Here is a 14,318-nt window from a genome sequence, read left to right as displayed (position 1 = left end):
CAATTGAAATTGCGCGACACTACCTCTCATTAACTCAGAATAGAGGTTTGTTACCGTGTCCGATTTCTTCAACGAAACCCACGAGCAGGTGCGACTAACCGCCCGAAAATTTATTGAGACTCACGTCGCCCCTCATATTGATGACTGGGAAGAAGCTGGTGAGTTTCCGCGGGAGATTTATCAAAGAGCCGGAGACGCGGGCCTTCTTGGCATTGGGTTCCCTGAGGCTCTAGGTGGTGTGGGCGAAGGCGATATCTTTATGAAGGTAGCGGTTTCCGAAGAGCTCATGCGCTCCACCTCGGGTGGCTTTGTCGCCAGCATAGGCTCTCTGGATATCGGTCTACCGCCCGTTGCTAAATGGGCTAAAAAAGACATCCGTGAAGAAGTCGTGCCGCCGGTATTACGCGGTGAAAAAATTGCCGCCCTTGCAGTCACAGAACCCGGCGGCGGTTCAGACGTTGCCAGCCTAAAAACTCGCGCAGTGAAAGACGGCGATCACTACATCGTAAACGGCAGCAAAACCTTCATCACCAGCGGCACCCGGGCCGACCACTTCACCGTAGCCGTGCGCACCGGTGGCGAAGGCCACGCGGGCATCAGCTTATTGCTAATCGACCGCGACATGCCCGGTTTCTCTAACGGTAAAAAGCTTCGAAAAATGGGCTGGTGGGCCAGCGATACCGCCGAGCTGTTCTTTGAAGACTGCCGAGTACCTGCAGACCGGTTGATTGGCGCAGAGAACGCGGGCTTTATTGCCATCATGAGTAACTTTCTAGCTGAACGTCTCAGCTTGTCCATAATGGCCTACATGACCGCCCAATTGGCCTATGAGGCAGCCATGGAATACACAAAACAACGTCAGGCCTTCGGCCGCCCGGTTTCGGGCTTCCAAGTCACTCGCCACAAACTGGTCGACATGGCCACCCAAATCGACGTGGCCCGGGAATACACCTACCGTTGCGCTGCACTGATGCAAGCAGGCAAAAACCCGATCAAGCAAGTAGCCATGGCTAAGAACTTCTCTGTGGATGTTTGCGAAAAAGTCACCCGCGAAGCCGTGCAACTGTTTGGAGGCATGGGATACATGAGGGAATCTGTGGTTGATCGCTTGTACCGGGACGCAAAAATCCTGTCGATTGGCGGCGGCACTACAGAAATCATGAAGGAACTGATTGCCAAGCAAATCCGGCTATAGGCTTCAAAATCAGATTTACTCAGATGCTCGGGCTGCCCTCTGCCGGCAGAGGGCAGCTTGCACCAAAACCTGCCTACCAAGGTTTAGTTTCGAATGACAGTAGAGTCCCGTATAATTGCGCTCACTTTTCAAGCACAGTTAAACGAACCTAACGTATCAGGAAGGAACTCTCATGCAATTCGATAACATTCCCGCTGGCAAAAACCCGCCAGAAGACATCTACGTAGCCATCGAAATCCCGGCTAACAGCTCCCCGGTCAAGTACGAACTCGACAAAGACATGGGCGCCCTGCTAGTAGATCGCTTCATGGCAACGCCTATGTTCTACCCAGCCAACTACGGGTTTATTCCTCATACTCTAGCCGATGACGGCGACCCGCTAGACGTTTTGGTTGTTACCCCTTACCCACTTCAAGCTGGCTCAGTAATTCGCTGCCGTCCGGTCGGCGTTCTAAACATGGAAGATGAAGCCGGCGGTGATGCTAAGCTGGTAGCTGTACCTCACCACAAGTTGACCAATGCCTATAACGATGTGAACGAAGTAGAAGATCTGCCAACGCTACTGCGCGACCAGATTCGTCACTTCTTTGAAAACTACAAAACCCTTGAGCCGGGCAAGTGGGTCAAAGTTCAGGGCTGGGATAACGCCGCTGCGGCGAAGAAGGCCATTGTCGAATCGATCAATGCCTACACCGGCTAAATCAATTAACAAAAAACGGGCCGCTACGGCCCGTTTTTTGTGCCCGCTTGAAACCTCTAACCTCGTGACAGCAGATCACGCATATCACTGATGGCTGCGTTGGCGCGGGAAAGATACGCCGCCATGGTCAGTGAGTGGTTCGCCAAAACTCCAAACCCACTACCATTAAGAATAACCGGGCTCCACATTCCGCCTTGCGCGCCCTCAAGCTCAATAATCACCTGCTTAACACTAGAAACCGCATTTTTATCCTGCAGCACCTTACGGAAATCCACTTCAATGGCGCGGAAAATATGCAACAACGCCCAAGAGCTACCGCGGGCTTCATAAAACACGTTGTCAATCTTGGTCCAATCGGTTTTGATGTCACCGCCGCCAGCTTCTTCATTCAACGGGTTATCTGAGTCCACATTGGCTACAGCTTCTGACACAGATGCCTTACCCACGCTCTCACCCAACGTCCGAGAAAGACTGCCCAGACGAGTTTCCAGATCGCCAAGCCAATTACTCAGGTTGTCTGCCCGCGCAAAGAATTGAGCGTTGGCCTGCTCAGGGCTTGAAAGTCGGTTAAGGTAGCGCTTCAGTGCGGTAATACCCCGGCGATACTCGGCCTCTGTGGAAGGAATCGCCCAGCTAGCACTATCAAAGTGGAACTGCGGCTCGGCGATCGTCAGATCAGGGTCTTCCGCAGACTGGCTCTGTGACCGGCTAATGTCTTTGCGCATGGCGCGTGAAAGATCGCGCAACTGCACGAGCACGCCGTACTCCCAGCTTGGCTGGTTGTCCAACCAAAGCCCTGGGGGGAAGATATCATTTGAAATATATCCGCCGGGCTTGTCCAAAAGTGTTTCTGCTATACGGATCATGGTCACCGTTGTAGCAAAACCAGTGATCGGCTCTCGCTGCATCTCATTCGCGACCGCCCGGGTATGTTCACGTACGGAGAAGGCCTCCGGCTCACTACTCCAATATATGCCCAGTACCACGGTTACCAGCAGGTATACCAGCAAGACAACGGCTAAAAACTTGCCGATCATACCGTTGTTACCAGCATAATCCTGAGCGTCTTCTTTCTTGTCTCTGAAATACTGTTTGATTTTGCCTGGCATATTACGTTGAGCCCCTTGTCTGTTAATTGACTGTGCAAACGGTCTTACAGATCCTAACCTATGGCGCGTTCTATATACACACCGCAGAATTCACAAACAATTACACAGTGCAACTTACCCCGACAACTCTAAACACTATAGACTCCAGAAACAGACTAAAGTTGGGATAAACGTCCTCGCCGCAAAGAACGGCCCACAATGAGAAGAGGCAATCCGGAGAATAATGAGCGACGCAAGCCAGAAAGAAAAACTCAGGCAGCACTTTGCACGCCGCGTTACAACTCAAGCACGGGTTGTTCTAGACATCTGGCAAAAAGTCCACGCCAATAGTGAACCCTTTTCCACGCACCGCGAAGAACTGCTGTCGGCTTCCGAAAAGCTGGTACGATATGCGAAGCGCTTCGAAATGGCGGGCCATGCCGATGCTGGCAATAAAATTCTCGAGATTGTCCGCAGCTGGCCTGACGATACGCCACTGAACGACGCCACCGAACGGCATCTTCAAGATGCCCTTGACGCACTCGCCCGAAGCACTCTCAGGCGAACAGACCAAACCCACACAGAAGCTCCCCACCAGTTCCGGCGCACGCCTGTATACATCGCACTCGCAAACGTTGAAATGGCCTCTCGGCTGATCCGCCAGCTTGAGTTTTTTGGCTTTCGTGCTGCGGCTTTTGATTCAGCAGAGGAGCTAGCCGAGGCCTGTGCCCTGCACAAGCCAGAAACTATCCTGATGGATGTCAACTTTGGCGGCAGCAAGAATGCCGGCATCGCCACCATCGAGCGCCTTCAGGAACGCCACGACACACCGGTTCCAATTATCTTTATGAGTGATGAAGACGGAACCATTGAAACCCGTCTTAGGGCTTCCAGATGTGGCGGCGAAGAGTTTTTCTACCCAGCCGTTGATCCTGGTCAGCTGATTGAGAAGATAGAAACCTATACGCACGGCAACACCGTTGAGCCATACCGGGTGCTTGTTCTGGACGACTCCAGAGCACAGGCAAAATTCATGGAGACGGTTCTAAGAAAGGCGGGCATGACAGCCCACATCATTACCGACCCCATGGAGATAATCCACGCACTGGATATATTTTCGCCGGAAATCATCATTCTCGATATGTACATGCCCGGCTGCACCGGCATGGAAGTTGCGCGAGTAATCCGGCAACAGGACCGTTTCCACAGCGTTCCCATCATCTACCTTTCGGCAGAAGATGACGTTACCAAGCAACTGCATGCTATGAGCCTTGGAGGTGACGATTTCCTAACCAAGCCAATTGACCCGAAACACCTTATCGCAACGCTTCATAATCGTGGCCGACGCGCCCGTTCGCTACTGGCGTTAATGATTCGCGATAGCCTAACCGGCCTCTACAATCACACCCATACACTGTATTTGCTAGATCAGGAGATCGTACGGGCACAGCAGAAAGACCAACCCCTGTGCTTTGCAATGATTGATATTGACTACTTCAAGAAGGTGAACGATACCTTCGGACACCCAATTGGCGACCGGGTTCTCCGCAGCCTTTCAATGTTCCTGAAACAGCGCCTGCGTAAAACCGATCACATTGGCCGCTACGGTGGCGAAGAGTTCGCTATTATTCTGCCCAACACACGCCCAAGTGACGCCCGAAACGTTCTGAATGAGATCCGTGAACGCTTTGCCGAGCTACAGCAGCCCGCCGGAGACCGAGAGTTCAACGTGACCTTTAGTTGTGGCGTGGCGTCTTGGAACAACGAGCCCTCGCAAACTCTTTGCGAGCGTGCCGACCGCGCTCTTTACACCTCCAAGGAACACGGCCGGAATTGCGTCACGCTGGCAGATAACTGACCAACACAAGCAAAATAGACGGGGCAGCCAGCGCTGGCTGCTCGTATGAAACCATCGTCGTATAGAAGTCACCCCCACCGTTCACGACAATGATTGCTATCAGCAGGCCCCATTTCCGTTCTTCTGTCCTCAGTCGCCACTTGTGTGCAATAAACAACATTGTCAATTAGTGTTGATCTGAGGGATAAAAGCACACACGATGGGTGGAAAATGCCAATAAATTCGGCGATCCTGTTATTACAGTCATAAAGGCAAACGCTATCATGTCGACAATTCTCGTGCTCCACGGCCCCAACCTGAACATGCTCGGCACCCGCGAGCCAGAGGTCTATGGCCATGAAACACTGGCAGATATTGATGCGCGACTAAGCGAACAAGCTGCAGAGCACGGCCATCACTTGTTACACCTACAGTCAAACGCGGAATATGAATTGATTGATAGAATCCATGAAGCTCGGGCAGAAGGTGTAGATTTCATCATTATTAATCCTGCTGCCTTTACGCACACCAGTGTTGCCCTGCGGGATGCCATATTGGCGTCAGGCATTCCGTTTATAGAAGTACATCTTTCTAACGTGCATGCGCGAGAAGCTTTTCGCCATCACTCATATTTTTCTGATATCGCCCAAGGCGTTATCTGCGGATTAGGCAGCCAAGGATACGAGCTCGCGCTCCAGGCAGCCATACAACAAATTCACCGATAGAACTGACAACACGGGACTGGATTGACTATGGATATTCGCAAAATCAAAAAACTGATCGAATTGCTTGAGGAGTCTGACGTCGAAGAGCTTGAGATTCACGAGGGAGATGACTCTGTTCGCATTTCCCGCCGTCGTGAGCAGGCCTCAGGTGCTCAATACATGAGCCACTACGCACCGCCCCAGCAACCCCAATACGCTCCTGCTCCGGAAACTCCGGGCCCTGTTCAGGAAGACAGCTCACAACAACCCGTACACAACGGACATGCCCTGCGCTCTCCGATGGTGGGAACCTTTTACCGGGCACCGTCTCCCACTGCAGATTCTTTTGCAGAAGTCGGCCAGCAGGTTAAAGCTGGCGATGTTGTCTGCATTGTAGAAGCCATGAAAATGATGAACCAGATTGAAGCCGACAAGAGCGGCACAATCACTGAAATTCTGGTTGATAACGGTCAGCCCGTAGAGTTTGACCAGCCGCTGTTAATCATTTCCTGAACCCGGTGATAGCTACTCATGGCCATGTTAGAAAAAGTTCTGATCGCAAACCGAGGTGAAATAGCCCTCCGGATCTTGCGTGCCTGTAAAGAGCTCGGTATCAAAACCGTAGCGGTTCACTCACAAGTTGACCGCGACTTGATGCACGTGCGTCTGGCTGATGAATCCGTCTGTATCGGCCCCAACAGCCCTCTGGAAAGTTACCTCAATATACCTGCCATCATCAGTGCAGCAGAAGTAACAGATTCCGTGGGTATACACCCGGGTTACGGCTTCATGGCGGAGAACGCCGACTTTGCCGAGCAGGTTGAGAAAAGCGGCTTCCGCTTTATCGGCCCCAGAGCGGAGACCATTCGCCTGATGGGCAACAAGGTTTCTGCTATTAACGCGATGATTCGCGCAGGCGTTCCTACTGTGCCGGGCTCAGACGGCCCGTTAACGGATGACGACGACCGCACCTTGCAAATTGCACGTAAAATCGGCTACCCCGTAATGATTAAAGCGGCCTCGGGCGGCGGCGGCCGTGGCATGCAGGTGGTGCATTCCGAAGCAGCACTGCTCAAGGCCGTACAAATCACCCAGACTGAAGCCCGGAACGCCTTCGGCGACCCAACGGTTTATCTGGAAAAGTTTCTGGAAGCCCCTCGTCACGTAGAAATTCAAGTGCTGGCCGACATGCACGGCAACTGCATTCATCTGGGCGATCGGGACTGCTCCATGCAGCGCCGGAACCAAAAGGTTATCGAAGAGGCTCCAGCCCCGAATATTGAGCCCGAAGCCCGCGAGCACACCCTCAAGGCATGCGTGGATGCCTGCAAGGAAATCGGCTATGTCGGCGCTGGCACCTTTGAATTTCTGTACCAAGACGGCGAGTTTTTCTTTATTGAGATGAACACGCGTGTTCAGGTAGAGCATCCTGTCTCGGAAATGGTAACGGGTGTCGATATTGTTCGTGAACAGCTGCGGATTGCCAGTGGCCTACCACTTCAATATAAACAGGAAGACATTCACATCCGAGGCCACGCAATAGAGTGCCGCATTAACGCGGAAGATCCGGCGACCTTTGTGCCCAGCCCGGGTACAGTGAAGCACTTCCATGCTCCCGGTGGTTATGGTGTGCGGGTAGACTCACACCTTTATAGCGGCTATACCGTACCTCCGTTTTACGATTCGTTGATCGCCAAGCTGATTACTTGGGGCGACGACCGACAGATAGCCCGGAGACGAATGAAGAACGCTCTGGACGAACTTTTGGTTGAAGGCATAAAGACCAACCAGCCTCTTCACCGAAAACTGATACGCGATGGTGGCTTTAAAACGGTAGACTTCACCATCCATTACCTTGAAAAACTGATGCGGGACTAACCTCCTGCATCTCAATGCGGGAAGACTTATGCCCTGGATACAACTTCAGATCCCTGCTGATCCCGATACTGCGGATCAGCTTGAAGATCTGCTTATGGAGATGGGCGCAGACGCCGTCTCCATGGAAGATGCTGCAGACCAACCCCTATACGAGCCCGACCCCGGCACCACGCCCTTGTGGAGCCAAACAACGGTAACCGGGCTTTTTCAGTCCGACCGTGACATAGACCAGCTGTGTGCAGACGTGCGCAACGCTTGGCACCAGCAAACCCAGCAATCCCTCTCAGAAATCGACGTTACTCTGGTGGAGGACAAAGACTGGGAGCGAGCCTGGATGGATGACTTTCATCCACTGCAGTTCGGCGAGCGCTTGTGGATAGTGCCAAGCTGGCATGAAGCACCAGACCCAAATGCCGCTAATCTCATGCTCGACCCCGGGCTGGCCTTTGGCACAGGCACACACCCCACCACCGCGCTCTGTCTGGAATGGCTAGATGGCATGGATGTGAGTGGCAAACAGGTTACTGATTACGGCTGCGGCTCGGGCATACTCGGCCTGGCGGCACTGCTTCTGGGTGCCCACCACGTTGTGGGCGTGGATACCGACCCTCAGGCGCTGGAAGCAAGCCGTGAGAACGCTCGTCGCAACGGCGTAGACGAATCCAAACTGGACCTCTACCTTCCGGAAAATGAGCCGGACACCAAGGCAGATGTCATGCTGGCGAACATTCTCGCACAGCCATTGATTAGTCTGGCGCCGCATCTTGCCGCGCTAACCAATCAAGGAGGTGATCTGGTGCTTTCGGGAATACTGTCGAATCAGGCCCGCGAGGTCATGGCAGCCTACGAACCCTGGTTCGTTATGGACGAACCGGAACAGCGCGAAGAATGGGTGCGCCTAACCGGACGACGCAACGACAGATGACGAAGGGCGACTTAAAGACTAAACTCTCAGCTCTTCTTTTAGTTCGTAGCCCAGTCGCTTTCAGGAACGAAGCATGACCCAAAGTAGCCTGCAAACCCAGTGCCCAAAATGTCTTACCCGTTTCAGGGTGACCGATGAGCAGCTTGGCGTTGCCAAGGGTAAGGTGCGTTGTGGCCACTGCATGGATGTTTTTAATGCGATTGAGCACAAGGTAACAAGCGCAACAGTTGCCACTCCGAAAACGCCCTCTGAGATAAGCAGCAAAAAGCCCTCAGAGGGTACGCAACCGAATCAACCTGCCAGCGGTTTTTCCAGCGATACAACCGAAGACAACTTCGTCTTCGCAGACAATCCCGAAGAAGATGCCGAAGAAGGTCGCTATGCAGGCACCAAACTGACCTTTTCGGATGACGAGCTGAGCGACAGCTTTCGTAGCTTCGACGACCGGGCACCTTCCGCCCAAGATGACACCGTCGACGACGATATCTCAGAAGGCGTCGATGAGAGCTGGGCTGAAGCCATCCTTCAAGAGGACAATGCACCGGAAAAAAGCGCGGATACCACTCCTGATTCGGACAAACCGCCAGTAAAGGCGGAACCAGAGAAGCAAGCCGATGCGGAGCTGGAATATGAGCTACAGCCACCTCTTGAACCTGCACCGGATCCGGAGGTACCCGCTCAAACCCCAGATAACAAGGGACACAAAGACACATCGGACTTTTTCGATGATGATCAATCCAGCCTAGCACTTGAGTCTTTTGACCAAGAGCAGGACACAGAGCTAGAGCCCGAGCGCCCACTCAAAGGTGAGCGCTTCGCAGCTGAAGCACCTTTCGGTGATCTTAGGCACGAGCCGGTATCCTTAGGTGGCAACAATAGAGGTTGGCTACGCACTGCGGTTTGGTCGGTCATTGTGCTTGGCCTTATCGGTGTGTTGGTTGCACAAATCACCTGGTTCCAGTTTGACCGACTGTCGGCGATACCCGAATTGCGACCGTTTTATGAAAAGGGCTGCGAACTAGCAGGCTGTGAGTTGGAACCTATAATCAACGTCGATGCCATCCAAAGCCGCAAACTTGTGGTTCGTACCGATCCAGAAAACCGCAATCAGTTAGTGGTGGATGCTGTCATCATTAACCGTGCGGATTTCCAGCAACCTTTCCCGGCTATCGCGCTTACCTTCTCCAATTTGAACGGAGACGTTGTCGCACAGAGTATTTTCACACCTGAAGAATACCTTGCTGGCGAAGCCGAAGCGCTCAAAAGTATGCCCGTCGAGACCCCTGTGCGCATTGCCATTAGTATCCGCGACCCTGGTCGGGACGCAGTTAACTACAACATAATATTCCAACCCTACGCGCCTTAAACCTGACTGCCGGAGGCAACCACCCCGACACCCCAGCCCCCATCTCGTAGGACAAAAGTCAACCAGAAAGAGCGAAAAATAATCAGTTTTTTCGCTCCCTTGCCCCTTCAATCATGGTGCCCCCAGCGGTATCATTAGCGCCCTTCGGAACTGCCATCGGTTATTTATTAATCAACCGAACAGCTCCGACCTTTGCTTACTCTGCTGTGATACGGATTCAAACCATGTTGCCAACGGCAAAAATCGGGCCGTACACCCTGCCCAATCCGCTGATTGTTGCACCCATGGCAGGTGTAACAGATCGCCCTTTTCGGCTGCTCTGCCGAAGAATGGGTGCGGGTCTGGCAGTCTCGGAAATGGTGATAGCAGACAGCAAGCTTTGGCACACGCGTAAATCCCGAACCCGCATGGATCATGCCGGTGAGCCGGAACCAAGATCGGTGCAAATTGCAGGGGGCGACCCTGACATGCTCGCCAATGCGGCCCGGCTTAATGCCGAATCAGGCGCCCAAATTATTGATATCAATATGGGTTGCCCGGCCAAAAAAGTCTGCAACAAAGCGGCTGGTTCAGCGCTGATGAAAGACGAGCGTCTGGTACGGGACATTTTGGAAGCGGTTGTCAGCGCAGTGGACATCCCCGTTACGCTAAAAATGCGTACCGGCTGGGATCAAAACTATCGCAACGCCCCAACCATCGCCCGCATGGCTGAAGACATCGGCATTCAGGCGCTGGCCGTGCATGGCCGCACCCGAGCTGATAAATACAACGGCGATGCGGAGTACGACACCATTGCCGAAGTAAAAGCCAGCGTTGGCATTCCGGTGTTTGCAAATGGCGACATTACATCGCCGGAGAAAGCCCGCACCGTTTTGGAGCATACAGGCGCAGACGGCCTGCTCATTGGCCGCGCCGCTCAAGGCAGCCCATGGATCTTTCGGGAAATACTGCATTTCCTTGAAACCGGGCAACACCTTCCGGCACCGCCGCTGAGCGAAGTGGAACAGATTTTAAGCGAACACCTAAATGCCCTACATAGCTTCTATGGCGAGCTCATGGGCGTGCGTATTGCTAGAAAACACGTGGGCTGGTACTTGCAGTCACACGACCCCGGCAAACAGTTTCGAAACTGCTTCAATGCGCTCGACGATGCACTAGAGCAGAAAAACAGTATTCAACAGTATTTTTCAGGCTTACGAAATGGAGAGGTATTCGCAGCATGACCGCTGAGACTTTGGCAAACAACACCCTGAACGCCCCGGCCAACGATGATATTCACCAACTGCAAACGGTGAACAGCAGCGGCAACACCGTTACCCTGCGTGATAACGTTGAAGTGGCTCTGAAAAACTACTTTGCCCAGCTTGATGGAGCCCCCGTTACAGAGGTGTACCAACTGGTACTTTCTGAAGTGGAAGCACCTTTGCTGGAGCAGGTAATGAAGTACACCCGCAACAACCAGACTAAGGCATCAACCATGCTCGGCCTGAACCGCGGAACCTTGCGTAAAAAGCTCAAGCAGTACGGGCTGCTATAATCGAGAAACCCTGACTTGAAGAGGGCCTCCCGGATACCCTTCGCGAGGCCCTTGTTCGTTCACCCCAAGTGAAGAATGTGACCCCATGGCAAACCAGGCTAATACCCCCGTCCGTCGCGCACTGATCAGCGTTAGTGATAAATCCGGCATCGTCGAGTTCGGACGCGCCCTCACCGACCGCGGTATCGAACTACTTTCCACCGGAGGCACCTTCCGTCTCCTGAAAGAAAACAAGGTTCCCGTTACCGAAGTCTCTGACTACACCGGGTTTCCCGAGATGATGGACGGCCGGGTTAAAACCCTGCACCCGAAAATCCACGGTGGCATTCTGGGCCGCCGGGGCACAGACGACGCCATCATGGGCGAGCACGGTATCAATCCGATTGATATGGTTGTGGTAAATCTTTACCCCTTCGAGTCCACCGTTGCTAACCCAGACTGCGATCTTGCTACTGCTATTGAAAACATTGATATCGGCGGACCCACCATGGTTCGCGCCGCAGCCAAGAACCACAACGACGTAGCCATCGTGGTTAACGCCTCGGACTACAGCCGGGTTCTGAAGGAGCTCGACGATAACGACGGCCACCTCCGCCACGCCACCCGCTTTGATCTTGCAGTGAAGGCATTTGAGCATACCGCTGGCTACGACGGCGCCATTGCCAACTACTTGGGTGGACGCACCGCAGACAACGACAATGCTGACTTCCCCCGTACCTTTAACGCCCAGTTCGTAAAAGTTCAGGACATGCGCTACGGCGAAAACCCGCACCAACGTGCAGCCTTCTATGCCGAGCGCAGCCCGAAGGAAGCCAGTGTTGCCACGGCGAAACAGCTTCAGGGCAAAGCGCTGTCCTACAACAATGTGGCAGATACCGACGCGGCTCTGGAATGCGTTAAGCCGTTTGCCGACCCGGCCTGCGTGATCGTCAAGCATGCCAACCCCTGCGGTGTTGCTATCGGTGCTGACATTCTCCAAGCCTACGACTTGGCTTTTGCCACCGACCCCACCTCTGCATTTGGCGGCATCATTGCGTTCAACCGTGAGCTGGATGCAAAAACCGCCAAGGCGATTATCGACCGCCAGTTTGTCGAGGTCATTATTGCACCAACCATTGCACCGGAAGCGGTAGAACTGGTTTCCGCGAAGAAGAATGTCAGGTTGTTAGCCTGCGGTGATATCAAAGGTGAACGCGCCCAATCCATGGACTACAAACGCGTAACCGGCGGTCTCTTGGTTCAGGATCGCGATTTAGGCATGGTTGCCATGGCCGATGTGAAGGTTGTCACCACACGCGAGCCCACAGAACAGGAATTAAACGACCTACTGTTCGCTTGGGAAGTAGCGAAATACGTGAAATCCAACGCCATTGTCTACGCTCGCGCGGGCCGCACCATTGGTGTTGGTGCAGGCCAGATGAGCCGCGTTTACAGCGCCAGAATTGCTGGCATCAAAGCAGCAGACGAGAATCTGGAAGTGGAAGGTTCTGTCATGGCTTCGGATGCCTTTTTCCCCTTCCGGGATGGCATTGATGCCGCTGCCGAAGCCGGTATTACCGCCGTGATTCAGCCTGGTGGTTCTATGCGGGATCAGGAAGTCATCGACGCAGCCAACGAGCACGGCATTGCTATGGTATTCACTGGCATGCGCCATTTCCGGCACTAACGAAACCTCTTTAGGCAGCTCTTTTTTAAACATACGGGGCAACAAGATATGAATATTCTGGTAATCGGCAGCGGCGGCCGCGAACACGCTCTGGCCTGGAAGGCCGCTCAGTCTCCGGATGCAGACACAGTTTTTGTGGCGCCGGGCAATGCTGGCACTGCTCGCGAGCCGGGTGTTGAGAACGTCAACATTGACGTTCTGGACCTTGAAGGGCTGGCCAAATTTGCCGCCGACAACCAAGTTGGCCTTACCATTGTTGGCCCGGAAGCACCTTTGGTGGCAGGAATTGTAGATCTTTTCGAAGAACGCGACCTGCGCGTATTCGGCCCCAGTGCTGGTGCTGCCCAACTGGAAGGCTCCAAAGCCTTCACCAAGGATTTTCTGGCTCGCCAGAACATTCCAACCGCGGGCTATGGCAACTTCACTGACGTAGACGAAGCTCTGGCTTACGTTCGCAAACAAGGCGCGCCGATTGTGGTTAAGGCTGACGGCCTTGCCGCAGGCAAAGGGGTCATCGTGGCTATGACCCTCGACGAGGCCGAAACCGCCATCCGCGATATGTTGGCAGGTAACGCCTTTGGCGAAGCAGGCAGCCGTGTTGTGGTTGAGGAATTCCTCGACGGTGAAGAAGCCAGCTTTATTGTGATGGTGGATGGCGAAAATGTTCTCCCCATGGCCACTTCACAGGACCACAAGCGCGTGGGCGACGGTGATACCGGCCCGAATACCGGTGGCATGGGCGCCTATTCCCCTGCCCCCGTGGTAACCGCTGACGTGCACCAACGCATTATGGACGAGGTAATCTACCCAACTGTGCGCGGCATGGCAGCGGAAAGTCATCCTTACAAAGGCTTCCTGTATGCTGGCCTGATGATCGACCCCAAGGGCGCACCGAAAGTCATCGAGTTCAATTGCCGCTTTGGTGATCCCGAAACACAGCCGATCCTGCTGCGCATGAAGTCAGATATCGTAGAGCTTTGCCAGGCAGCCATCGACGGCAAACTGGACCAGTGCAGTTCTGATTGGGACGAACGCGCCGCCGTAGGTATTGTTCTGGCAGCCGGAGGCTATCCCGGCAACTACAACAAAGGCGATGCCATTTCGGGCTTACCGGAAACCGAAACCGAAGGCGAGAAGGCGTTCCATGCAGGAACCGCCCTAAAAGACGGTCAGGTGGTAACTAGTGGCGGCCGCGTGCTGTGCGCAACGGCACTGGGCAATACGGTAACAGAAGCCCAGAGCCGAGCTTACCAGCTCGCTAAAACCATCAGTTGGGATGGTGCGTTTTACCGCAACGACATTGCGTATCGCGCCATTGCCAGAGAAAAATCGTAACGACGCTCAGTATGCTAAAGCCCGGCCAATGACCGGGCTTTTTTATGGGTTAATGTAAGCGAGCTCGCCCATAGGGTGTAAAATACA

General features: G+C 53.7%; 13 protein-coding genes. 12 read left to right on the top strand and 1 reads right to left on the bottom strand.

Annotation, left to right across the window (positions count from 1 at the left end):
* Positions 1 to 55: 55 nt before the first annotated feature.
* Together KO508_RS05110 and ppa are read left to right on the top strand one after the other, a co-directional pair.
* Positions 56 to 1,195: an acyl-CoA dehydrogenase family protein gene (locus KO508_RS05110; protein WP_216007205.1), complete on the top strand. Its 1,140-nt coding sequence runs from the start codon at positions 56 to 58 to the stop codon at positions 1,193 to 1,195.
* Positions 1,196 to 1,367: 172 nt separating this feature from the next.
* Entirely contained in the window at positions 1,368 to 1,895 is a 528-nt protein-coding gene (ppa, locus tag KO508_RS05105) for an inorganic diphosphatase (protein WP_216007204.1), read from the top strand.
* A 56-nt stretch (positions 1,896 to 1,951) separates the two neighbouring features.
* Here the strand turns inward: ppa and KO508_RS05100 are convergent, their stop codons facing one another.
* Entirely contained in the window at positions 1,952 to 3,004 is a 1,053-nt protein-coding gene (locus KO508_RS05100) for a DUF2333 family protein (protein ID WP_216007203.1), read from the bottom strand.
* A gap of 223 nt (positions 3,005 to 3,227) precedes the next feature.
* On the opposite strand from KO508_RS05100, the gene KO508_RS05095 reads away from it, so the two are divergent.
* The 10 genes from KO508_RS05095 (at position 3,228) to purD (ending at position 14,231) form a co-directional block, all read left to right on the top strand.
* Positions 3,228 to 4,841, top strand: a complete 1,614-nt coding sequence (locus KO508_RS05095) for a diguanylate cyclase (RefSeq protein ID WP_216007202.1) — start codon at positions 3,228 to 3,230, stop codon at positions 4,839 to 4,841.
* A gap of 263 nt (positions 4,842 to 5,104) precedes the next feature.
* Positions 5,105 to 5,545 carry a type II 3-dehydroquinate dehydratase gene (aroQ, locus tag KO508_RS05090; protein ID WP_200362131.1) on the top strand — a complete coding sequence of 147 codons (441 nt, stop codon included), beginning with the start codon at positions 5,105 to 5,107 and terminating at the stop codon, positions 5,543 to 5,545.
* A 27-nt stretch (positions 5,546 to 5,572) separates the two neighbouring features.
* Positions 5,573 to 6,037 carry an acetyl-CoA carboxylase biotin carboxyl carrier protein gene (gene accB, locus KO508_RS05085; RefSeq protein ID WP_216007201.1) on the top strand — a complete coding sequence of 155 codons (465 nt, stop codon included), beginning with the start codon at positions 5,573 to 5,575 and terminating at the stop codon, positions 6,035 to 6,037.
* Positions 6,038 to 6,055: 18 nt separating this feature from the next.
* Positions 6,056 to 7,402 carry an acetyl-CoA carboxylase biotin carboxylase subunit gene (gene accC, locus KO508_RS05080; RefSeq protein WP_216007200.1) on the top strand — a complete coding sequence of 449 codons (1,347 nt, stop codon included), beginning with the start codon at positions 6,056 to 6,058 and terminating at the stop codon, positions 7,400 to 7,402.
* A 28-nt stretch (positions 7,403 to 7,430) separates the two neighbouring features.
* A complete protein-coding gene (prmA, locus tag KO508_RS05075) occupies positions 7,431 to 8,327 on the top strand; it encodes a 50S ribosomal protein L11 methyltransferase (RefSeq protein ID WP_216007199.1) in 897 nt (298 codons plus the stop codon).
* 73 nt (positions 8,328 to 8,400) lie between these two features.
* On the top strand, positions 8,401 to 9,693 hold the full coding sequence (locus KO508_RS05070; protein WP_216007198.1) for a DUF3426 domain-containing protein: 1,293 nt from the start codon (positions 8,401 to 8,403) through the stop codon (positions 9,691 to 9,693).
* A 227-nt stretch (positions 9,694 to 9,920) separates the two neighbouring features.
* On the top strand, positions 9,921 to 10,916 hold the full coding sequence (gene dusB / locus KO508_RS05065; RefSeq protein ID WP_252737936.1) for a tRNA dihydrouridine synthase DusB: 996 nt from the start codon (positions 9,921 to 9,923) through the stop codon (positions 10,914 to 10,916).
* Positions 10,913 to 11,230, top strand: coding sequence for a DNA-binding transcriptional regulator Fis (fis, locus tag KO508_RS05060; RefSeq protein WP_200362137.1), 318 nt, complete (start codon positions 10,913 to 10,915; stop codon positions 11,228 to 11,230). Before dusB ends, fis begins: the two co-directional genes overlap by 4 nt.
* Positions 11,231 to 11,315: 85 nt before the next feature.
* Positions 11,316 to 12,896, top strand: coding sequence for a bifunctional phosphoribosylaminoimidazolecarboxamide formyltransferase/IMP cyclohydrolase (purH, locus tag KO508_RS05055; RefSeq protein WP_216007196.1), 1,581 nt, complete (start codon positions 11,316 to 11,318; stop codon positions 12,894 to 12,896).
* Positions 12,897 to 12,944: 48 nt separating this feature from the next.
* Positions 12,945 to 14,231: a phosphoribosylamine--glycine ligase gene (gene purD, locus KO508_RS05050; protein WP_216007195.1), complete on the top strand. Its 1,287-nt coding sequence runs from the start codon at positions 12,945 to 12,947 to the stop codon at positions 14,229 to 14,231.
* The last annotated feature ends 87 nt before the right edge of the window (positions 14,232 to 14,318 follow it).

Origin of the sequence: Marinobacter salexigens, from assembly GCF_018860765.1 — a bacterium.
GTDB lineage: Bacteria > Pseudomonadota > Gammaproteobacteria > Pseudomonadales > Oleiphilaceae > Marinobacter > Marinobacter salexigens_A.
This window is presented reverse-complemented; position numbering and strand designations above follow the sequence as displayed.